Origin of the sequence: Actinocorallia herbida (genome assembly GCF_003751225.1) — a bacterium.
GTDB lineage: Bacteria > Actinomycetota > Actinomycetes > Streptosporangiales > Streptosporangiaceae > Actinocorallia > Actinocorallia herbida.
On sequence record NZ_RJKE01000001.1, the window covers coordinates 7,106,526 to 7,127,868 of the forward strand.

A 21,343-nucleotide genomic window follows, 5' to 3' on the forward strand; every position below is an offset into this window, starting at 1 on the left:
TAAGCGTGCCGATCCTCTATGTGCTCGCCGCGGTGGTGTGGACCGCCGTGATGTGGGCCGGGTTCGTCTACGTCTTTCCTCCTCTGTTCGGGATCACCCTCGCGGTCGTCACCGTCGCGGCCTTCGGCTACTACTACGTCATCGCCTGCCGGGCCCTGGTGCCCGCCGGAGCCGCCGGCCTGTCTCCCGTGAAGCCGTCGGACGGCCGATACCGGCACTACCTCGTCGGCCAGGTCTGGCGGGACTGGCTGGCGCTGGTCCGCGAGGTCGGCCCGCGCGTCCACCGGATGGCCGACGCCTCGGTCCGGCGGCTCACCACGGTGCTGCTCCGAGGCTGGTGGGGGTTCTTCCTCTTTCCCGTCTGGGCCGCCCTGTGCGGCGGGATCGTGCTGGCCGCGGTGCCGGTCGTGCTGATCGGCGCCGCCCTCACCGTCCTGTACGCGGTCGTCGCCGCGATCGGGCTCGCCGGGTGGCTCGTGTGCGTGGCGCTGCTCGCGGGGCTCGACCGGCTGCTGTCGATCCGCGGCCGGATTCTCCAGACCTGCCCGCACCCGAGCTGCTACCGGCGGATCGGCCTGCCCGTCTATGTCTGCCCGCGCTGCACCCGGCGGCACGGCAGGCTCGTCCCCTCGACGGCCGGGGCGTTCCGGCACGTCTGCGCGTGCGGGGCCAGGCTGCCGACGACCGTCGCGCTCGGCAGGTACCGGCTCACCGCGCACTGCCCGCACTGCGCCGGACGACTTCCGGACCGGATCGGCCGGGTCAGGGTCGAGCCCGTGCCGTTCATCGGCGGCCCCGCGGCGGGCAAGACGACCTTCATGTTCCTGGCGATCCGGGCGCTGCACGCGCGGTCCCGCGAGATCGAGGGTCATGTCGCGTTCGTCGAGCAGCGCCACCAGCAGGCGTACGCGGGCGCGGTCGCGGAGTTCGCGCGCGGCGGACGGCTCGCCAAGACCGGGCCCGAGCTTCCCCTCGCGACCATGGTCGACGCCGAGCTCCCGCACGAGCATCGCATCCTCTACCTCTTCGACCCGGCCGGCGAGCTGTTCACCGGCGCCGCCTCGGTGGAGGCGCTGCGCTACCTCGACCACAGCGAGGCCCTCGTCTTCGTGCTCGACCCGTTCGCACTGCCCGAGGTGCAGCGCTCCCTCACCGAGGACGAACGGGCGAGGCTGCGCACCACCTCCGGCGAGGCGCCGTCGGACGAGGACCCTTCCGACACCCTCCAGCGGGTGCTGAACGATCTCCGCTCCCGCAAGGACCGGGGCAGGCAGCGCCGGGTCGCCGTGGTGGTCACCAAGACCGATCTGCTCCTCGGCACGTCCGTCGGCCGCGACGTGCGGGCCGACCCGCGCGCGTGGCTGGACTCCCTCGGACTCGGCAACACCCTGCGCACCCTGGACCAGCTCGCCGAGGAGGTCCGCGTCTTCCCCTCGGGTCTGGACGCCCCCATCTCCGCGCTCGCCGACCTCGTCGGCTGGGTCGCGGGCCTCACGCTCTCCGCCCGCGGCGCCCTCATCCCCGACCTCCCGCCCGACCTCTCCGAGGTTCCCCCCGCCCTCCCCCTCCGCGACCCCTGGCGTCCCAAGGGCCGCACCCCCGACTTCGTCCCCCTGGGCCACCAGGCCGGCCGCTGGACCCTTCTCACCACCCTCTCCCTCATCCCCCTCGCCACCTCCCTGCTCACCCTCCACCACCTCCTCCCCTGACCCCCGTCCCGACAGGGTTCCGACCGAGCGCCCGCCGGTGCGTCCGGATCGGGACGGGGCGGCGGGGGTGGGACGCCGGGGGGATGTGAACCGAAGGGGGCGGAGGGGAGTCGAACAGGGCGAGGTCCTCTTTGCCCCCGCTCCCCGACCCAGTCCGGGAAAGGACTGCCATGTCCGCCGAGACCGATCCGGTGCCCGAGCAGCAGGCGCCCGCCGAACAGGCGCCCGCCGAGATGTCCAAGAAGACGATGGTCCTGCTCGCCGGGGCGATGAGCGTGTGCGTCGCGCTGATCCTGGGCGTGACGCTGCTCGTCGGAGTCGACGGGCCGGGCGGGGCGGACCGGCCTCCGGGAGTGGGCACCGTCCCCAAGGTCGAGGGGCTGACGCTGCTGAAGGCGACCCAGGCCCTGGCGCAGCGGCGGCTGGCGGTCGGCGGGGTGGCGCGGGTGCCTTCCTCGCTGCCCGCCGGGGTGATCGTCTACACCGCGCCCAGCGCGGGCGCCCCCGTCGGGGAAGGCTCCCCGGTCACCCTCTATGTGTCGAACGGCAGCGGCGAAGAGGACGCCACGCCCTCCCGGGCCGCGGTGCCCTACCTCCTCGGCGTCGACGCCGAGGACGCCGCGCGGGTGCTGCGCAAGATGGACCTGCGGCTGGAGCCGGCCGGATCCCGGGGGCCGATCACCCGCCAGGACCCCGCCCCGGGGACCGAGGTCGCCGGGGGCAGCGCCGTCCGGGTGGCCGTCGGGGAGCCTGCCGGTCCGGGCTCTGAACCCACGCCATAGATCCCGACATTTACCGATAGGTGAGATCTCACTAACCCTGAGCTTTCCCGTCATACGACGCAGTTCTCCTGTGCCGAATAGGCGGATGCTTGACACAGACGTCCGCCGACCCGGCCCTCGCGCCGCCCGGAGCCGCCCGATGCGCACTCTCCTGCCCGTCATGCTCCTGCTCCTCCTGCTCGCTCCGCCCGTCCAGGCACATGAACACCCGCACGGCTCCACCGACCGCGTCACCCCCGGCGCGGTCCGCGTCGAGGTCGGTGCGAAGGTCGACGTCACCCTGCTGGACGACAGGGCGGCGCTCAAGCGGTTCAAGCGCAGCTACGAGGTGACCCTCGGCGCGGGCAGCGGCTTCACCGTCACCCCCGACGGCGTCATCGTCACCGCCACCGGCACCGTCGACAGCGAGGAGGACCCCGCCGTCTACGCGGCCAACCGGGTCTTCGCCGAGTACTACGAGCAGAAGATCCCCGCCGACTTCGCGCGGCACACCGCGGGCACCGGCGACCTCGACTTCCGCCTCCAATCCTGTTACCCGCCGGAACGCAGCGACTCCACCTGCACCGCCGTCGTCACGCCGACCGTACGGGTCTTCCCGTTCCTCGATCCTCCCTCGGATGAGGGATATCCCGCCGAGATCCTCAAGACCGGCGCCGACCCGTCCGCGCCCGCCGTCCTGCGCGTCACCGGCGGGACGAAGGACGTCGACCTGCCGACCCTGCCCCTGGCCAAGGCCTACGGCGGCGAGATCAAAGCGCTCGACATCATGACCTACAAGGGCCGCCCGTCGATCGAGGTGACCCCGACCGTCGAGGTCGCCCACCTCGACCCGCCCGGCTCCCGCACCCTCCTCAAGGACGACCGGGAGCGCATCGCCCGCCAGATCACCGCCGACGGCACGGGCGGCGCGGTCATCGACGACGCGCACAGCGAGGTCATCGGGCTGGTCAGCCTGACCGGGGCGGAGACCAGGTTCGCGACCGTCGAGGACATCCTCGCCGCCCTCGAGTCGGCCGACGTCAGCGCGCACCGCGGCCCCCTGGACGTCGTCTTCGAGACCGCGCTCGCGCACTACCACGACCGCTCCTATTCGCTGGCGATCCCCGTCCTGGAGCAGGTGCTCAAGCTGCGCCCCGACCACGCCGTCGCGCTCAGCCACCTGCGCGACTCACGCGCCTGGAAGGGCACCGACAAGGAGGCCAAGCGGCCCGACGCCGATGGCGGCGGCCCCGCCTTCTTCACCCCATGGACGATCGGCGCCGCCGTGCTGCTGCTGGCCGCCCTCGGCCTCGGCGTGCTCCTGCTGCGCAAACCGCGCGGCCCCTCCCCCGACGAGGCGGTCACCGCGTTCGTCGGCTCGGTCCCGCTCCCGGCCGCCCCGCTCACCACCGTCGACAGGTCCGACCCCGGCCAGGTGCCGCCGCGCCGCCCCGGCCCGCCGAGCACGCCGAGCACGCCGAGCACGCCGAGCGGCGGCGCCCACCCCGGGCCCCGCGAACCGGGACCCGCCGACCGGCCCGCCTACTGCACCCGGTGCGGCATGCGGCGCGGCCCCGCCCACCGCTTCTGCGGCTACTGCGGACACCCCGCCTAAGGAGACCCCTTGCACACCGGCGACTCCCGCCCCGGCCTCTCCGGCCGCGTCATCGGCGACTACCAGGTGCTCGACCTCGTCGGGCGCGGCGGCATGGCCGAGGTGTACCGCGCCCGCGACAACCGGCTCGGCAGGATCGTCGCGCTGAAGATCCTCGCTCCGCACCTGACCTATGACGAGCGCTTCCGGATGCGGTTCGTCCGGGAGTCCCGGACCGTCGCCGGGATGGACCACCCCTACATCATCCCGATCTTCGAGGCGGGCGAGGCCGACGGCCTCCTGTTCATCGCCATGCGCTTCGTCGGCGGCGAGGACCTGCGCGTCCGGATGGCGCGGCAGCGGCCCTTCGCCACCGAGCGGGCCGCCCGCGTGCTCGGCCAGATCGCCGCGGCCCTCGACGCGGCGCACGAGCACGGGCTGGTCCACCGGGACGTCAAGCCCGCCAACGTCCTGGTCGCGACCGGGCAGTCCCCGGGCGACGAGCACGTGTACCTCACCGACTTCGGGCTGACGAAGTCGGCGACGTCGGCGTCCGGGCTGACCAGCCAGGGCCAGTTCGTCGGCACGCCCCGGTACATCGCGCCCGAGCAGATCACCGGCGACGTGGTCGACGGCCGCTGCGACCAGTACGCGCTCGCCTGCGTCGCCTACGAGATGCTGTGCGGCGCCCCGCCCTTCGTGCGGGAGAACCAGATGGGCCTCCTGTACGCGCACGTGTCGGAGGAGGCCCCTCCCGCCTCTTCGCACCGGACCGGCCTGCCCGTCGCGGTGGACGCCGTTCTCGCGCGGGCCATCTCCAAGTCCCCCGGCGACCGCTACCCCACCTGCCTGGTATTCGTCCGTGCTCTACGGGAGGCCCTGGGCGAGGTCGTCTCCGACCCGTCCCTGCGCTCTGTGCCTTACACCCCGCCCGGCGAGCAGACCCCTCCCCCGGGGCTTCGCCGAGCCGACACCGTCCCGCCTTCCCTCACCCGTCTGACGACCCCGTCGGCACGGATAGGCGGACGTCGTCCCGTCCAGCTCATAGGCGCCGCGCTGGCGGTGCTCGTGGCGGCGGGCGCGGCGGCGGCTCTTCTCATGCGCGGTGGCACGGCGACGTACCCGGGCAGTGCCGCGGCCCCGTTCAGCTTCGCCTACCCCGCCTCGTGGGAGGACCGTACCCACTCCGACGTGTCCATGGTCGCCTCCCCCGAGGCCGCCTTGTTCGAGCAGCTCTTCGCCACCCCCGTCGCCGCCGACTGGGCGCCCATCGCCGGCCTCGACGGCGACGACGCCACGGGCGTCTTCGCCGGGGTGAGCGACACCCTCGACAACGCCGCGACCGTCGCGACGAGCCTGCCCGCGCTGCTGCCCGGCCAGGTCAGCCTCGGCGCGGCCACCCAGGTGACGGCCGGCGGCGTCCGGGCCGACCGCTTCCAGGGCTCGGTCGCCGACCCCGCCGACCCCGCGCACCGGCTGGAGATCACCGCGCTGGTCGTGCCGCGCCCGGTGGCGTCGAGCGCCTTCCTCGTCTACTTCTGCGCGCCCGCGCACTGCTCGGCCGAGACCGCGGAAGACCTCCTCAGCACCTTCTCCCTGACGCCCTGACGAGGCCGCGTCGGCGATTCGGCGGCCGGATGGACCCGGTTTGCGGCCTTCCCGTGGATCCCCTCAGCCGAGGAAGCGGCCCGTGCGGACCGCGGCGAAGAAGTCCCGGACGTCCTCGGCGAACGCCGCGGGCTGCTCCAGGGCGAGGAACGCCCCGCCGCGCTCGAGCTCCGTCCACCGGGTCACGTTGTGCTCCCGGTCGGCGAACCGCCGGACCGCCACATCCGTCGTGCCCGTCGCCAGGACCGCCGTCGGCACCGGGCCGCGCGGCCGCGGCGGCACCTCGCCGGGGTCGTGCGCGTCCTCGTAGTAGAGCGCGGCGGCGGAGGCGGCGGTGCGGGTGAACCACAGCAGGGACGCGTCGGCGAGCAGGAGGTCCCGGTCCACGGCGTCCTCCGGGAGCGCCGACCTCGCGTCGGTCCACGCCCACAGCTTCTCCACGGTCCAGGCGAGTTGCCCGGCCGGGGAGTCGAGGAGCGCGTGCCCGAGCGTCGCCGGACGGGTCTGCTGCAATGCGGCGAACCCGTACCCCTCGCTGTGGAACTCCGCGAGACGGGCGAGCCGTTCCTTCTCGACCTCGGTGAGGCCCGCCATGGCCGTCGGCTCGTCCGCGGGCGGGGTGACCAGCCCGTTCAGGTGGACGCCGATCACCCGGCCGGGCGCGCGGCGGCCCATCTCGGCCGCGATCCTGGCACCGCTGCGGCCGCCCTGGACCCCGAACTCGGCATGGCCGAGCCGGGTCATCAGCTCCAGGAACGTGTCGGCGATCCGTCCGGTGGTCCATCCGGTCTCGCGCAGCGGCCCCGAATACCCGACGCCGGGCACGTCCGGCACGACGAGATGGAACGCGTCGGTGAGCTGCGGCAGCACCTCGGTGAACTCCACGAACGACCCGGGCCACCCGTGCACCAGCAGCAGCGGCACCGCCCCCGCCCGCTCCGACGGCCTGTGCACGAAGTGCACGGTCTGCCCGTCGATCTCGGTGACGAACTGCGGCATCCGGTTCAGCCGCACCTCGGCCGCCGTCCAGTTGAACCCGTCCGCCCAATACCCCACGAGCCTCTTCAGATAGGACACGGGCACCCCCCGCTCCCACCCCACCTCGGGCTCCTCCGGCCCCCACCGCGTCCGCCCCAACCTCTCCCGAAGGTCATCGACCTCCTCGCGCCCCACCCGGATCCGGAACTCCCGCACCTCGCCCATGAGCGAGACCTACCCGCCGAGCCGCCCCGCCGCACCCGGAACCCCCGAGATCACCCCTGAACCTGCTCCCGGTACCGCTCCAGCAGCTCCGGCGCCAGCTCCAGCAGATCCACCAGCTCCTCCACCAGCGCCGCGTCGATCACCGCCATCTCCACCGCGCTCAGCCTCTCCCCGGCCACCGTTACCCCCTCGGACCTGCGAAGATCTCAGTTCGCACCGCCCAGGATCGTAGCCGCAGGGCCGTCGGCGATCGCACAGGGGGCCGGATCCACCCGAGAAATCGGAGCCGCGGAGACATATCCGATCACTCGTCGTCGCGCCTGGGCAGGCCGCTCCGCGCGGCCTCCATCTGCGCGCTCCGCTCCACCCTTATGGGGAGATGGAAGAGCAGGTCGACGAAGTCGCTCTGCGGTGCTCTCCCCCACTCGAAGTCACCCAGGATCCGCAAGGACAGCGAGACCCGTCGCTGGTTCAGCGTCGCCGTCAGCACGAGATTGAACTGCTCGCACCTTCTGTTCAGGTCCGTCTTGCTGAAGAAACCAGCCGATCGGGCAGTGGTGAACCAGTCGCTGATCGACAGCCGGAACTCCTCCACGAGCGTCCTCACCCAGAGAGCCGTGCCAAGCGCTTCGAGGGTGGACGACTCGAGGAACGCGCCACTGGGAAAGTCTCCGCCCAGTGATTGCGCCGCCTCCCGCCTGAGGATCTCCGCGACATCGAGCGCCTCCAGGGTCCCCGTGAAGATCAGGTCCAGCTCACCCGGCAAAGGCGGTGCGGGAGGAGGTCCGCCGTCGAACCGGTTCACGTGATTGTTGGTCACGTGATTGATGACCGACGACTCCCTGTCCCGGATACTCCGCAGGGAGTCTTCGACCTCCTCGGCCCGGATCTCCTGATCCCGCTGGAACTTCAGGAGCGTCTCCAGCATCCTCGACTGCTGGCGTCCCAGGCGGTCGACCTGGTCGCGCAGCAGCGAGAGGTTGTCCTCGCGGGTGGCGTCCTCCAGCCTCTGGACGGCGCCCTTGACCGCGGCGTCGAAGTCCTTGGCGAAGTGGCGGAGGCTGTGCGTCAAGGGCTCGCGGTCGAAGGCGGCGGCCAGGCTCGCGCTCAAGCCCTCGGCCAGGTAGCCGTTGACGACCAGGAGCACCGCCGTGTCCTGGCGCCCCGCACGGAGGTCCACGGCGGCCTCGCGAAGCGCCCGGACGTCGCCGGGCTGCAGGACGGAGTCGCTGATCAGGATCGCGCAGCCCCCGGACTCGCCCACGGGGATCCAGAAGTCGGCCCGGCCTCCGTCGGGGAACCGGTGCCCGGTCTCGAAGGCGAACCCGGCTAGATCGAGCACCCTGGCCGTCTCGGCGCGCACGTCGTCGCCGGTGGTCAGCTCGAACTGGTCGCGGGCGACCTCCCGGACCATCGCGGTCGTCACGTCGGTGCCCGCCGCGACGGCGCTCTGGAACCCGTGGAAGAGCAGTTTGATGATCTTGCGCGCGTTGCCGCCCGCCAGATCGACGAGGTACTCGACGACCTCTTCGTTGAACGGGTCCAGGGCCTGTCCCCGCCCCTCGCGCGCGTTGGCGTCCCTGACGTAGGTCAAGGTGTCCGCCACCGAGAGCGCGGACGGCTTAACGATGCAGCCGATCCGCTGCCTGGCGTCCTCGGGCAGCGCCTCGAGGAAGTCGGGCAGCCCGGAGAGCACCAGGAACGCGCCGGCACCGGAGAAGACCTCCAGGAGCTTCTTGAACGCCAGGACCGACCCCGCGCCGGGTACGTGCGGCGGTGAGAGGATCTTCTCCAGTTCGTCGATGACGAGGGCGAAGCGGTGGCCCTGCCGTCCGTGGAGGAGGGCGAACACGCCGATCGCCTCCAGGGCCGTCGTGTCGGTGTCGATGGCCTCGGTGATACCCCGCTCGGCCAGCGCCGGGTCCGGGGCGTGGCCGCGCAGCCACTCCCAGACGGCGTCCTCGAACTCGGGCCGCAGGAAGAGGCCGAGCGCGGTGCCGAACGCCGCGTTCTCGGTCACCACGCCGAGACGGCGCTGGAGTTCCTGGAGAAGGGCGCTCTCCATGAGGCCGAAGGCACGGACCGCCGAATGCGGGTCGACGTCCCGGGTGCGGAGCCGTTCCGCGGCCTCCGCCGTCAGCTCGGAGTCCGCGAGCGAGTCGGCGACGATGTCGGCGTAGTAGTCGCTCACCCTTTCCCGCACGTCGGACTTGCGCAGCTCCACCACGAACCGCTGCCGGTACAGGGCCACGAAGGTGTCGGCAGGGGCGTCGAGGTACAGGGTCCGCGTGGAGTGCCCGTTTCCGGCGCGCGTCAGGCGCGCGCGCAGGGAGAGCGCCAGATGGGTCTTGCCCGTGCCGTACTCGCCGACGACCGCGATGACGTTGCCCGTCTTCCCCGGACCGGCCAGGTAGGCGTCGGTGTAGTCGAGGGCACGCCGGACGGCGGGTGTCGGGATGGTCGCGTGCAGATCGCCGGGGTCGACGGACAGGCGGGCGACGGCCGCGGCGGGGAACGGGTTCCTGCGCGGCCCGGTCACAGCAGCCTTGCCTTCCTCAGGTAGTAGTCGGCGAAGTCCGCGTAGTCCAGCCTCTCCTTGCCGGCCGCCTCTTCGAAGACCTCCTGGAGGACCATCTGGAGCTCGTGGATCGTCGTCCCGCGGGTGCCCGCGATCCGTTTCTCCATGAAGGTCAGCATCGTGTCCTCGCTGATCTCCGGGAGCTCCGCGCCGGCGCGCGCGTAGCGGTCGGCGACGAGGCGCCAGCCGTCCCCCGGGTGCAGCATGCCGACCTCAAGGACCAGGACCTGGGAGGCCGTGCCGGGACCGAGCCGGGCCCGGCACGTGTCGGCGACCGTCGGGTAGGACGTCTCGGCGAGCAGGAGGATGTTCTTGCGGGCCAGCTCGGCGTACCGCGCGACCTCCTCGAAGACCTCCGAGGGCGGCAGCAGGACCACGGCCGCGCGCTGAGACTTCTGGAAGATCTTGGACAGGTACGGGAACGCCTTGGAGGGGTCGTCGCGGCGCTCCTGCAACCCGGTGAGGGGCACCTCGTCCAGGCTGCCGTCGAGTTCCAGCTCGTCGACGAGCCTGCCGCACACGTGCCGGATCCGGCTGGGCGTGTCGGCCCCGTCCAGCCCGTCCTCGGTGAGGTCGAAGATCGTGGCCTTCGGGCCGCCCGACTGCTTGAGCCAATGGGCGCAGCGGTGCATCAGCGAGGTCTTCCCGCATCCGCCGCCGCCCGAGACGAGGACCGTGCGTCCCTTGGCGGCCAGAGAGGCGCCCCCGCCGAGCGCGGTCTTGAACTCCTCGAAGGAGCACTGCGTGTTGTCCACGGGCGCGTAGTAGTCGTCCTGCTCCGCGATCTCCCAGGGGCGGAGCGGGCCGTGGCCGCCGAGGACGCCTCCGGGCACAACGAACGGATTGGTCACGTGCGTGTCCCCGCATCTCTCTTGAGGCCCGAATGGAGGCGGCCGGGCCGCTCCAGCGCCAGGGCGATCCGTTCGCAGCCCTCTTCGAGGACGGCGAGATCCGCCTCGATCCGTTTGGCGCGCCCGGTCTTCTCCTGCGCGCCGCCCGGCTCGTCCCAGCCCTCGCTGAGGATCTCGCCGAGGTCACCGCCGAGCGCGGCGCGCAGGTCCTGGACCATCCGCCATTTCGGCTCGGCAAGCGCGACCCGCTGAAGCCAGGTGTCCAAGGACATGCGGTCACGATCCACCGCGTCCGCGTCGGGACGCCTGCCCACGGTGTACCGGAGTTCCTCCTGCACGTACGCGCGAACGCTTTCGGTGAACGCGCGCGCAGCCGCACGGAACTCGTCGGCCTTCGCGCGTCCCGCGTCGACCGAGGCCCGCCATTCCGAGGCGGACCAGGCGAGACCGGCGCCGACCACCACGGGGACGAGCACGGCCGCCAAGGCCGCGAGGCTGAACGGCGAATCGGCTTTACCCGCGGCGGGAGTCTCGGCGCTCGCCGACACCAGTGCCGCGCAGGCCCGCTCGAAGTCCGTCGGCTTCTTCTCGCGCCACTCTTCCAGGCTCAGTTCTCGGCCGCCGACGACCACCCGCGTGCCTCGGGGCTCCGCCAATCCGAGGATCCCCGCCGCGTCCGCCAGTCCTTGCCGATGGTCCCCGCTGAGACAGAACACCAGCTGAGCGTCCTTCGCGGCGTCCCACGCCGCGGCGTCCCCGGGCCAGAGCAGCAGGAACCCGAACACCGCGACGAGCCCGAACCGGTGCCCCACAGACCGTCCCTCCGAAAGGCCAGGAACCACACCATACAGCCCCCTTATCGCACCGCAGGGGCGATTGACGCCTCCGGACATCCGCCCAATCAGCGGTGAACGGTCAGGCGAGTTCGCCGATTTCGGCGGCGAGGAGGGCGCCCAGTTCCCAGCAGGCTTCGCGGGTGGCCTTGGTGATCGGGCCGGTGACGGTGACGGGCGGGCGGACGGGGCGCCAGGAGAGGCCCGCGGTGATGGACTCGACGGCGCGGACGGCGCCGGTGGTGTCGAGGTTGCCGTGGACGTAGAGCCCGTAGGGCATCTTGGGCTTGGCCTCGAGGCAGGGGTAGTAGACAACGTCGAAAAAGTGCTTGAGGGCGCCGGACATGTAGCCGATGTTGGCGGGGGTGCCGAGGAGGACGGCGTCGGCTTCCAGGACGTCGGTGATGGAGGCGGACAGGGCGGGGCGGGTGACGATCTCCACGCCCTTCACCTCGTCGGTGGAGGCGCCTGAGCGGGCGGCTTCCAGGAGTTCCTGGAGGGCGGGCGACGGGGTGTGGTGGACGATCAGGAGGCGGCTCACGGGAGGCAGCCTCTCACCTTCGCGGGGTGGAGGGCCGTGGCGGCGCGTGGTCGTGGAAAGGGCCGTGCCTCCGGGGGCGCGGACGCCACCGGAGGCACGGGGGGTGAGGATCGCCGCCGGCCTAAGGCCGACGGGGTCGGTCAGACGAAGTCGTAGACCGCGGTGACGGTGACGCCGCTGACGCAGAGGATGCTGCCGCTTCCGGTGACGGGCTGGTTGGTCCAGGTGACGACGTCACCCGCGGCGACGGTCCCGCCGGACAGGGTGCCGCTGTAGGTGCAGCCGAGGGCCTTCATCGAGAAGAACATGGTGGCCGGGGCGGCGATGTTGCCGGTCCAGGGCAGGCCGACGGGGGTGACGGTGACGCCGCAGCTGGTCGCGGTGGCGCCGGTGACGTTGATCGCGCTGCCGCTCCTCGTGCCGTCGAGGGTCGAGGCGCAGTTGGCGGCGGTGGTGCCGTTGCTCAGCTTGACCACCACGGTGCCGGAGGCGAGCTGGGCCGCGTGGGCCGGGGCCGCCATCATGGCGGCCGCGGCGGCCGAGGCCGCGCCGAGCGTGGCGATCTTGATCATGCGGGACATGGGTCCTCTTTCCAAGGCAGGGCGCCCGAAAAACGCCCAGGGGTGGGACGGCCGCCCCGTGCTCCGGATCCGCCCATGTCGGGTGGGCGGTGACGGTTCCTCGCCGGGAATCGGCCGTAATCAACTGGCGCCGCCCTGAGTGGGCGGGTTCTCCTTGACCGTAAATCGCCTTGACTCTCCCGGCAACACGCAAGCGCTAGCTTGGTTTGGCCGGATCGCGCCGCGGCCGGGCCGCATCCCGAACCACCAGCTCCACACCCTGAAACAGCCGCCCCGGGACACCTCACCCGCCCCTTCGACCGCGCCCCCGGAACGTCCGAACGGACGACCTCGCCACCATCTCCGAAATTCCCGATAGGGAATTCTCAAATCCACACCCGTAACAGAGTGAAACAGAAAAGGGACAGCGGGCCCCGTCAGTGAGAGGCGGTGCGGCCGAAGGAGGTGAACGGGTTGGTGCGGGTGCGGCGGATGCGCAGCGAGTCCTCGGTGATGGCGGAGGCCGCCATCACGATGGGAACGGCGACGAGCTGGGCGACCGCCACCACGTGGGCGAGCGGGATCGTGAGGAGCACGCCGGCGGCCGCCGCGCAGCGGTAGCGGGCGCCGTCCAGCGCGAGGACGCGCAGGAACCAGGCGTGGCCGAGGAGGAACATGGCCGCCCCGGCGCCCAGGACCGTCGCGGGACCCCACGCGAGCGGCTCGAACGCGTGCCCGACGGTCTTCTTGGTCCCCGCGGAGAGGAAGACGACGCCCAACAACAGCGGGTAGTGGGCGTAGCCCCAGCCGTACAGCGCCAGCAATGAGCGGCGCCGCGGCTCGGCGGCGGCCTGGAGCGCGTGCTCGGACCGCTCCTGGTCGAGGGAGAAGTACGTCCACCACAGGTAGTACGCGGTGCCGAGCCCGAGGAGCGCGACGACGATGGCGCCGAAGTCCAGCTCCAGCCCTTCGAAGCCCATGCCGATCGCGATGATGGACTCGCCGATCGCGATGATGACGACGAGGCCGTGCCGTTCGACGAAGTGCCCGGCGTTGACCGAGTGCGCCTCCATCCGGTGCAGGTAGGGCGTCGCGATCTGGAGGGCCAGCGCCACCGCCCAGAGCGCGTACCGGGGCCATCCGGGCAGCAGGCCGCCGACGAGGACGAGCAGCGCCGACGTGAGGTTGATCGGCGCCAGGCGGGTCAGCACCGCCCTGGCCCCCGCCCCGCTCGCCCGGTGGAGCAGGAGCGAGTGCATGACGCTCACGACGAGGTACCCGGCCCCGAAGGCCCACCCGGAGGCGCCGAACGCCTCGGGCACGGCGAGCGCGACGACGAGGAACCCGCCCATGCCGACGAGCAAGAGCGTCCGGCGCATCACGCTGTCGGGCGCCATCGCGTTGGTCAGCCAGGCGTAGCCGCCGTACATCCACCAGATCAGGCCGAACATCAGCATCGCCTGGACGACGGCCGCGGCGTCGAGGTGGTGGACGAGCGCCCTGGTCAGCTGGGTGAAGGTGAACACGAAGACGAGGTCGAAGAACAGCTCGAGGGTGGACACCCGGATCAGGGGCTCCGCTTCCTCAAGGCCCGAGACCGCCGGTGCATCCTCTGCCATGACGGGAGAATAGCGACAATAACCATCCGACAGCGATAGATCATCCGCTGCCGACGACCGGTCCGTCAGCGGCGCGCCCGTGCCGGACCCGCGCGCCGCCGGGGCGGTGCGCGGGTGCGCCGGGCGTCAGAGGTCGAGCTGGGATTCCGCCTCGGCGAGGAGGGTCTGGATGTGCAGGCCGTGGGCGGCGTTCAACGGGTGGTCGGTGCCGGTGCGGACGGCCTCGGCGAACTCGGCGATCATCCGGGCGAAGTCGTCGTCGCCGACCTGCCAGTCGATGCGGGCCTCGCCCTTGCGGCCGAAGACCTCGACGTGGGCGGACTGCTGCGGGTCGGTGCCGGCCATGGACAGCGAGACCTCGCTGACCGCGCCGGTCTCGTGCTCCAGCAGCAGGCCGAGCCAGCGGAGCGGGTTGCCGTGCGCCCGCACCGAGGTGATCCGGCCGAGGGAGGCGTCCATCATGTCCAGGACATGGGGGCCGAGGTCGAGCAGCGCGCCGCGCTCCAGCCGCCATGGGGTGGCGAACGGGCCGCCGGACAGGCCCGCAGAGACGAACCTGCCGTAGCCGCCGAGGACTTCGAGCTCCGCCGTGGTGCGCAGGAACGCCCGGGCCGCCTCGGTGTAGCGCAGCGAGAACACCATCTGGGAGACGACGCCGGCCTCGGCGACCGCGTCGGCGAGCCGCCTGGCGCCCTCCAGATCCATCGCCAGGGGCTTCTCCAGCAGGACCGGCTTGCCCGCGGCGACCGCCTTCAGCGCGAGTTCGGCCTGCACGTTCGGTGGCACCGCGAACGCCACGGCGTCACAGGAGTCGAGCAGCTCGTCCAGGCCGTCGAAGGCCGACGTGCCGTGCGCGCCCGCCAGCTCCGCCGCGGCCTCCGGCCGCCGCGCCCACACCCCGGCGAGCCGGGTGCCCGGCCCCGCCGCGATCGCGGGGGCGTGCACCATGTTGGCCCAGGGCCCGGCTCCGACAAGTCCGACGGCAACGGTTTCGCTCATGCCCGCAAGTTTTCCACTCCGCCCGCCACCTCGCGAATCGCCCCTGTGGACGACTCTCCGGCGCGGCCCGGCCGCCCGCCGCCGCGGCGCACCGGGTCCGGGCGTGCGAAGACCCCGGTCCCTCGGGCTTGTGGCCGGACCGGGGTCTTCGGGCGCGCCGGGTACGTCAGACCGTGGTGACGACCTCGTCGTACTCCAGGCGCGGGCTGCGGGGGAACCAGGCGTCGGGGCCGGGCCTGCCGATGTTGATCACGGCGAGCACCTTGTGGGCGCCGTCGCCGAAGAAGTCCTTGTTGACGCCCTCGGCGTCGTAGCCGGCCATCGGGCCCGCGGCGAGCCCCGCCGCGCGGATCGCGATGATCAGGTAGCCGATCTGGAGGGAGGCGTTGAAGGAGCCCATGCCGTGGCGTACCTCGGCGGCGTTGTCGAAGTTCTCCTTCGCGCCGGGGGCGTGCGGGAAGACCTTCGGGAGCTCCTCGTGCCAGTCGGTGTCGTAGCCGACGATCGCGACGAGCGGGGCGGAGGCGGTCTTGGCCTTGTTGCCCTCGGCCATGTGGCCGACCAGGCGCTCGCGCGCCTCGGGGCTGCGGACGAAGGTGATGCGCAGCGGCTGGGCGTTCATCGCCGTCGGGGCGTACTTGACGAGGTCGTAGATCGCCTGGACCTGCTCCTCGCTCACCGGCTCGTCGGTGAACGTGTTGGCGGTCCGCGCCTCGCGGAACAGCAGGTCCTGCGCGGCGGCGTCGAGAACGAGGCTCATGGGTGGTCACCTTCCTGATGGGGGTCTCGCTTCCGGAGAGAGAACAAACTTGAACCCTCAACTTCTGCCCGATCGGATGATGACGTACGTCACGTTCCGGTCGGTCAGCCGGGTGCCCCCGCGGCGATGACCTTGGTCAGGGCGTCGCGCGAGGCCGTCAGATCGGCGATGGCGCGCTCCATCCTGTCACGCTCCCGGCGCAGGTCGGCGAGGAGGTCGGGGCAGGTGGGGACGAGCGCGGTCCCGTCCTCGCGCAGGCAGGGCAGCACCGAGGCGATCGTCACCGTGGGGAGCCCGGCCGCCAGCAGGCGGCGCACCCTCAGGACCGCGGCGAGATCCTCCTCGGAGTAGTCCCGGTAGCCGCTGGCGTTCCGCCGCGGCTCGAGCAGCCCCTGCTCCTCGTAGTAGCGCAGCAACCGGGTGCTCACCCCGGTGCGCCGTGCGAGTTCCCCTATCCGCATGCCCGCGACCCCGCCTTCCGCGCCTTGCCTTCACATGGATGTCAATGTTGACAGTATCCTCCATGACGCAGAACCAGGTCCGTTCCGGGCCTTCCGCGGGCCCGGCCGCTCCGGCCCTCGCCCGGCACCCTTCGATCCTCCTCGGCGGGTTCATCCTCCTCGTCTTCTGCACCGGCACCGCCGAGTTCCTCGTCTCCGGGCTGCTCCCCCAGCTGTCGGCCGACTTCGACGTCTCGGTCCCCGTCGCGGGCCAGGCCGCGACCGCCTACGCGCTCACCGTCGCACTCGGCGGGCCCCTGGTGACCATCGCCACCGCGCGGCTCCCGCGCAAGGGCCTCGTCCTGGCACTGAGCGTCCTGTTCGGCCTCGGCACGCTGCTCTCGGCGCTCGCCCCGTCCTTCCCCCTGCTCCTCGCCGGAAGGGTGGTCGCCGCGTCCGCCCAGGCGACACTGTTCGCCATCGCGCTCGTCGTGGCGACCTCGGTGGTCTCCCCCGACCGGGCGGGCCGGGCCGTAGCCGCGGTCACCTCGGGGCTGACCGTCGCCACGGTGCTCGGCGTGCCCCTCGGCCAGTACGCCGGGCAGGCGACGGGCTGGCGCGTCCCCTTCGTCGTGGTCGCGATCGTCGCGGCGGCCGGGACGGTCCTCATCGCCTCGGCGATGCCGCGCACGGCGGCCCCCGCGAAGGGCGCGCTCGCCGAACTCGCGGTGCTGCGGCGCGGCCCCGTCCTGCTCTCCCTGGCGACGACGGCCGTCGGCTGCGCGGGGGTCGGCGTCGTCTTCACCTACCTCGTGCCGCTGCTGACGGACGTCTCCGGGTTCACCGGAGGCGCAGTGACCGCTCTGCTCTTCGCCTACGGCGTCGGAGGGTTCACCGGCAACGTGCTGGCGGGCCGCCTGGCCGACGCCTCTCTCGGCGCGACCCTTCGCGGCGTGTTCGCGGCGACGGTCGTGGTGATGGCGCTGCTGCCGCTCGCCGCGCCCGTCCCGTGGGCGGCGGTACTCGCCGTCGGCGCGCTGGGCGTGCTGTCCACGGCGACGATCGCGCCGCTGCAGACCGTGCTGCTGCGCCACGCCGAGGGCGCGCCCACGCTGTCCGTCGCGGTCAACGTGGGGGCGTTCAACCTGGCCAACGCCCTGGGCGCGGCGCTGGGCGGGATCTCGGTCGGCGCGGGCCTGCTGCGCTTCAACGGCCTGTTCGGCGCGGTCTTCGCGCTGGCCGGGCTGCTCCTCGCGGGCGCCGTCCTGCGCCGGAGGGTCCGCTGACGAGCCGGCCCGCCGCCTCCGCGCACGCGGCGGGCCGCACCCACTGGGCCCGGTGACAGGCCCTCGAAGAACCCGGCTTCGCCGGGGAGCCTGCCACCAGGCCGCACCCACTGGGCCCGGTGACAGGCCCTCGAAGAACCCGGCTTCGCCGGGGAGCCTGCCACCGGGCCGGGCTCACTGGGCGCGTGCCTTGCGGATGGCGTGCTCGGGCCGGTGGACGGTGGTGCCGCAGTCGATGACGACGGTCTGCCCGGTGACGCAGCGGGCCTCCTCGGAGGCGAGGAAGGCCACCAGCGCGGCGATGTCCTCCGGTTCCGCGGCCCACGGGAGTAGCCTTTCCGCGGCCTTCTCCGCGAGCATCTCCGGGGTCATGACGCGGCGTGCGACGTCGGTCATGACGAGTCCCGGAGCGACCGCGTTGCAGCGCACCCCCCTGTCTCCGTACATCGTGGCGACGTAGCGGGTGAAGGAGATGAGGGCGGCTTTGGCCGCCCCGTACGCCGCGTGGTCGGTGTCCCCGACGAGGGCGCTGACGGACGTGGTGTTCACGATCGCCGCCCCCTTCGACATGAGGGGGACGAGATGCTTGCAGGTGAGCATCGCGCCCCGTACCGAGACCTCGTGGGTGCGGTCCCAGACGGCGACGTCGAGATCGGCGAGGTCGAGGTCGCGCCCGTACACGTCGCGGCCGAGCGCCGCGGCGTTGTTGTGCAGGACGTCGAGCCGCCCGTGCTCGGCCCGTACGGACTCGGCCAGCGCGCGCACGGCCGCCTCGTCGGAGACGTCCAAGGCGAACGACGAAGCCGCACCCCCGTCCTTGACGACGAGGTCGGCGGTGTCCCGCGGATCCAGATCGGCGACCACTACGGCCGCCCCCTCCGCGGCGAGCCTTCGGGCGGTGGCCTTGCCGATGCCCGATCCGCCGCCCGTGACGATCGCGACCTTCCCGGCGAACCTCACCGCTCATCCCATTCGACGCGCAGGCCGGCGAGCCCCCGGCCGACAAGGCTGCGCCGGTACTCGGCGGGCTCCCCTTCGACGAGCCGCAGCGAGGGGATCCTCCGGACGATCTGCTCGAACGCGATCTCCATCTTGAGCCTGCTCAGCGCCGCGCCCACGCAGTGGTGGATGCCGTACCCGAAGACCAGGTGGTCGCGGGCGTTGGGCCGCCGGATGTCGAACCGCTCCGGGTCGGGGAAGACCGTCTCGTCGTGCGCGGCGGAGTCGGTGCTGATGAGCACCTCGACCCCGGCGGGGATGGTGACGCCGTGCAGGGTGACGGGCCTGGTCGGGATGCGGAAGCTGCCGAGGCTCGCCCCGTCGAGGCGCAGGGACTCCTCGATCATGCCGGGGATCAGCGCGGGATCGGCGACGATCTCGTCCCAGACGTCCCGTTCGCGCATGAGCCGAAGGATCCCGTTGCCCAGCGCGTTGGGCACGGTGTCGTTGCCGCCGAGCAGGAGCGCGCTGATGGTCTCCACCACCTCGCGGTGCGACAGCTCGTCGGGGATGAGCCCGGCCATGAGCGAGGCGAAGTCGTCGCGGGGGTTCTCGCGCCGCTCGGTGACGAGCCGGTCGACGAAGTCGAGGTACTTGAGGAAGTCCCGGGCGAGCTCCACCTGCCGCTCGGGGGTCTGCGGGGACAGGAAGAGCTGGAACCAGGACGTCACCCAGTGCTTGACGTCCTCCTCGTCCTCCGGCGGCACTCCGATGAAGATCGCGGCGAGGTGCGCGGACGGCAGGTGCGCGATGGTCTGCACGAGGTCGGTGCCGCCCTGCGGGATGACGTCGTCGAGCACCCCGTCGACCTGGGCGCGGAACGCCTCGCCGAGCTTCGCGACGGCCCGGGGCGTGAACGCGCTGGAGATCGCCCGCCGCATCCGGGTGTGCTGGGGCGGGTCGACGTTGGCGGCGAAGTTGTCGAGGAAGGACTGGTGCTCGCCTAGCGCGCGGCGGACCTCGTCGGTGAGGGTCCGGGAGATGGTGAGAGAGCCGACGGAGGAGAAGGTCGCGTTGTCGCGGTAGGCGGCGCGCACGTCCTCGTACCGGGTGAGCACCCACATCTTGAGGTGCTCGCTCCAGAAGACGGGCTGCTCGTGCCTGAGGCGGCGCAGGAAGGGGTACGGGTCGGCGACGTGCCAGGCGGCGGTGACGTCGAAGTCCGCGGCGTCTGCGGCGGCGCCGGGGTGCGCGGCGGGGTGGACGGACATGGCGGGCTCCCTCAGTAGGGAGCGACGGGCGAAAGGACCCGCCGCGGGTTGTCGATGAGCATGAGGTCGATCTGGGCCTGCGTGACGCCCCGCGCCAGCAGCTCGGGCAGCACGTCGGACGAGATGTGCCGCAGGTGGTAGTTCGGATGCCTTTCGGCGATGACGTCCCACTCGAACCTGTCGTTGAAGCAGTACGAGTCGTGGCCGAGGACCATCCGCTCGGCGTAGCCCAGCTCGCACATGGCCACGACGGTGGCGACCCGGTCCTCGAAGGAGGTGAACTCGATGCCGAAGCGGTCCATACCGAGGTAGGAGCCGCTGTCGGCGAGGGTGCGCAGGTAGTCGAGGTCGGTGGAGTCGCCCGCGTGGCCGATGACGACGCGCGTGAGGTCGACGCCCTCTTCGCGCAGGAGCTTCTGCTGGTCGAGCCCGTTGCGCACGGAGGACTCGCTGTGGGTGGTGATGGGCACGCCCGTCTCGCGGTGCGCCTTCGCGCAGGCCCGGATGACCCGCTCCACGCCGCGCGTGATGCCCTGCTTGCCTGTGGCGCACTTGAGCATCCCGGCCTTCACCCCGGTGCGGCCGACGCCCTCGGTGATGTCCCGGATGAAGAACTCCGCGAGCCTGTCCTCCCCGCCGAAGAGGCTGCCCGGTCCCCGGTTGCCGAAGTAGGCGGGCAGATCGTCGTAGGTGTACAGGCCGGTGGCCACGATGATGTTCACGGACGTCAGCTCGGCGACCCGCTGGACGGCCGGGACGTAGCGGCCGAGGCCGATCACCGTGAGGTCCACGACGGTGTCGATGCCGAGCGCGCGCACGGCGTCCAGTTTGGCTGCGGCGTCGGCGGCGCACCGCTCCAGGTCCCAGCCTTCGGGGACGTCGGGCCAGTTCCACAGGATCTCGGGGCTGAGCCCGAAGATGTGCTCGTGCATGAGGACCGCGCCGAGGCCGCCGGCGGGCCCCCGGACGGTCTCGATCGCTCGTTCTCGCTGTGTCACGGGGTGACCTCCGGGAAGCGCGGATGGTCGAACGGCTTGTTGACCGTGAGGCCGAGCCCGTCCGTCTGCGCGTATGGGGTGCCGGTGTAGAGGGCGTCGGAATCGAAGTAGGTGACGGTGAACGAAAGCCGGGGCTCTTCCTTCAGGTTCGCGCCCGACCCGTGGACGGTGAGGGCGTGGTGGACCGTCGCGTCGCCCGCCGAGAGGTCGAGCGGGTCGGACAGCGGAAGGGCGGTGAGCCACGGGTGCTGCGAAGGCTGGTCGTCGCCTTCGCGGGTGAAGCTCCGGCCGAGGAGCCCGTACCTGTGGGAGCCCGTGTAGAAGCGCAGGGATCCCATCTCGGCGGGGATGTCGCCGAGGGCCAGCCAGACCGTCAGCATCTCCGAGCGGTCCATCGGCATCCAGGGGAAGTCCTGGTGGAACACGGTGGCACCGTGGCCGCCCGTGCCCTCCGGCTCCTTGACGAGCAGGTTCGTCACCTGGACGCGGACCCTGGCGACGCCCTGGAGCAGCCGGGCCGCGGTCTCGCCGAGGGTGCCGTCGAGGGTGAGCGAGCGGAACAGGGGATCGGTCTCGGCGATGTCGCGGGACTGGCCGAACGCCTCGTCGACGGCGCTGCGGCGGGCCCGGTCGCGCTCGGCGAGACGGGCGAGTGCCGTCGCGCGCAGGGCGGCGACGGTCTCGGGCGGGACGAGGCCGGGCAGATGGACCCAGCCGTTCTCGCGGAAGAAGGCGACCTCGTCGTCGGTCGCGGGACGCACTGCGAGGGACATTGCCCAAGTGTCGAACGCAC

At 72.0% G+C, this 21,343-nt stretch carries 20 protein-coding genes; 5 read left to right on the forward strand and 15 right to left on the reverse strand.

The window, feature by feature from the left end; all coding sequences use genetic code 11:
* The first annotated feature begins 5 nt into the window (after window positions 1-5).
* The 4 genes from EDD29_RS45870 to EDD29_RS46550 all read left to right on the forward strand — a co-directional run bounded on the left by EDD29_RS45870 (window position 6) and on the right by EDD29_RS46550 (window position 5,672).
* Window positions 6-1,709 carry a TRAFAC clade GTPase domain-containing protein gene (locus EDD29_RS45870; protein ID WP_246053115.1) on the forward strand — a complete coding sequence of 568 codons (1,704 nt, stop codon included), beginning with the start codon at window positions 6-8 and terminating at the stop codon, window positions 1,707-1,709.
* Window positions 1,710-1,879: 170 nt separating this feature from the next.
* A complete protein-coding gene (locus tag EDD29_RS32445; RefSeq protein ID WP_123668085.1) occupies window positions 1,880-2,491 on the forward strand; it encodes a PASTA domain-containing protein in 612 nt (203 codons plus the stop codon).
* A gap of 139 nt (window positions 2,492-2,630) precedes the next feature.
* The gene (locus EDD29_RS32450; RefSeq protein ID WP_123668086.1) at window positions 2,631-4,085 is read left to right on the forward strand and encodes a zinc ribbon domain-containing protein; all 1,455 of its coding nucleotides are present in this window, start codon (window positions 2,631-2,633) and stop codon (window positions 4,083-4,085) included.
* A 9-nt stretch (window positions 4,086-4,094) separates the two neighbouring features.
* Window positions 4,095-5,672 (forward strand): serine/threonine-protein kinase, encoded by a 1,578-nt coding sequence (locus tag EDD29_RS46550; RefSeq protein ID WP_211360057.1) that lies wholly within the window; start codon window positions 4,095-4,097, stop codon window positions 5,670-5,672.
* 63 nt (window positions 5,673-5,735) lie between these two features.
* Here the strand turns inward: EDD29_RS46550 and EDD29_RS32460 are convergent, their stop codons facing one another.
* From EDD29_RS32460 to EDD29_RS32510, 11 genes are all read right to left on the reverse strand, one after another.
* On the reverse strand, window positions 5,736-6,875 hold the full coding sequence (locus EDD29_RS32460) for an epoxide hydrolase family protein (protein WP_123668087.1): 1,140 nt from the start codon (window positions 6,873-6,875) through the stop codon (window positions 5,736-5,738).
* A gap of 50 nt (window positions 6,876-6,925) precedes the next feature.
* Complete coding sequence (locus EDD29_RS47845) at window positions 6,926-7,054, reverse strand: hypothetical protein (protein ID WP_281280964.1); 129 nt, start codon at window positions 7,052-7,054, stop codon at window positions 6,926-6,928.
* Window positions 7,055-7,179: 125 nt separating this feature from the next.
* Window positions 7,180-9,414: a hypothetical protein gene (locus EDD29_RS32470; RefSeq protein ID WP_123668089.1), complete on the reverse strand. Its 2,235-nt coding sequence runs from the start codon at window positions 9,412-9,414 to the stop codon at window positions 7,180-7,182.
* Complete coding sequence (locus tag EDD29_RS32475) at window positions 9,411-10,304, reverse strand: P-loop NTPase family protein (RefSeq protein ID WP_123668090.1); 894 nt, start codon at window positions 10,302-10,304, stop codon at window positions 9,411-9,413. The genes EDD29_RS32470 and EDD29_RS32475 overlap by 4 nt, the downstream gene beginning before the upstream one ends.
* Window positions 10,301-11,116, reverse strand: coding sequence for a hypothetical protein (locus EDD29_RS32480; RefSeq protein WP_123668091.1), 816 nt, complete (start codon window positions 11,114-11,116; stop codon window positions 10,301-10,303). The genes EDD29_RS32475 and EDD29_RS32480 overlap by 4 nt, the downstream gene beginning before the upstream one ends.
* 103 nt (window positions 11,117-11,219) lie before the next feature.
* Window positions 11,220-11,678, reverse strand: a complete 459-nt coding sequence (locus EDD29_RS32485; RefSeq protein ID WP_123668092.1) for a flavodoxin family protein — start codon at window positions 11,676-11,678, stop codon at window positions 11,220-11,222.
* A gap of 140 nt (window positions 11,679-11,818) precedes the next feature.
* A complete protein-coding gene (locus tag EDD29_RS32490; protein ID WP_123668093.1) occupies window positions 11,819-12,259 on the reverse strand; it encodes a hypothetical protein in 441 nt (146 codons plus the stop codon).
* A gap of 416 nt (window positions 12,260-12,675) precedes the next feature.
* Entirely contained in the window at window positions 12,676-13,857 is a 1,182-nt protein-coding gene (locus tag EDD29_RS32495; protein ID WP_123668094.1) for a low temperature requirement protein A, read from the reverse strand.
* A gap of 126 nt (window positions 13,858-13,983) precedes the next feature.
* A complete protein-coding gene (locus tag EDD29_RS32500) occupies window positions 13,984-14,856 on the reverse strand; it encodes a Gfo/Idh/MocA family protein (RefSeq protein ID WP_123668095.1) in 873 nt (290 codons plus the stop codon).
* Window positions 14,857-15,022: 166 nt separating this feature from the next.
* Entirely contained in the window at window positions 15,023-15,616 is a 594-nt protein-coding gene (locus tag EDD29_RS32505) for a malonic semialdehyde reductase (protein ID WP_123668096.1), read from the reverse strand.
* 104 nt (window positions 15,617-15,720) lie between these two features.
* Window positions 15,721-16,077 (reverse strand): MerR family transcriptional regulator, encoded by a 357-nt coding sequence (locus EDD29_RS32510; protein ID WP_123668097.1) that lies wholly within the window; start codon window positions 16,075-16,077, stop codon window positions 15,721-15,723.
* Window positions 16,078-16,139: 62 nt separating this feature from the next.
* Here EDD29_RS32510 and EDD29_RS32515 point away from each other — a divergent pair, with 62 nt between their 5' ends.
* Window positions 16,140-17,342 (forward strand): MFS transporter, encoded by a 1,203-nt coding sequence (locus EDD29_RS32515; RefSeq protein WP_170201675.1) that lies wholly within the window; start codon window positions 16,140-16,142, stop codon window positions 17,340-17,342.
* 174 nt (window positions 17,343-17,516) lie between these two features.
* Here the strand turns inward: EDD29_RS32515 and EDD29_RS32520 are convergent, their stop codons facing one another.
* The 4 genes from EDD29_RS32520 to EDD29_RS32535 are packed head-to-tail and all read right to left on the reverse strand — an operon-like array spanning window position 17,517 to window position 21,323.
* Window positions 17,517-18,302, reverse strand: coding sequence for an SDR family NAD(P)-dependent oxidoreductase (locus tag EDD29_RS32520; RefSeq protein WP_123668098.1), 786 nt, complete (start codon window positions 18,300-18,302; stop codon window positions 17,517-17,519).
* The gene (locus EDD29_RS32525) at window positions 18,299-19,552 is read right to left on the reverse strand and encodes a cytochrome P450 (protein WP_123668099.1); all 1,254 of its coding nucleotides are present in this window, start codon (window positions 19,550-19,552) and stop codon (window positions 18,299-18,301) included. Before EDD29_RS32525 ends, EDD29_RS32520 begins: the two co-directional genes overlap by 4 nt.
* Before the next feature lie 11 nt (window positions 19,553-19,563).
* Window positions 19,564-20,550, reverse strand: coding sequence for a phosphotriesterase family protein (locus EDD29_RS32530; protein WP_246053116.1), 987 nt, complete (start codon window positions 20,548-20,550; stop codon window positions 19,564-19,566).
* On the reverse strand, window positions 20,547-21,323 hold the full coding sequence (locus EDD29_RS32535) for a phytanoyl-CoA dioxygenase family protein (protein WP_123668100.1): 777 nt from the start codon (window positions 21,321-21,323) through the stop codon (window positions 20,547-20,549). Before EDD29_RS32535 ends, EDD29_RS32530 begins: the two co-directional genes overlap by 4 nt.
* Between the last annotated feature and the right edge of the window lie 20 nt (window positions 21,324-21,343).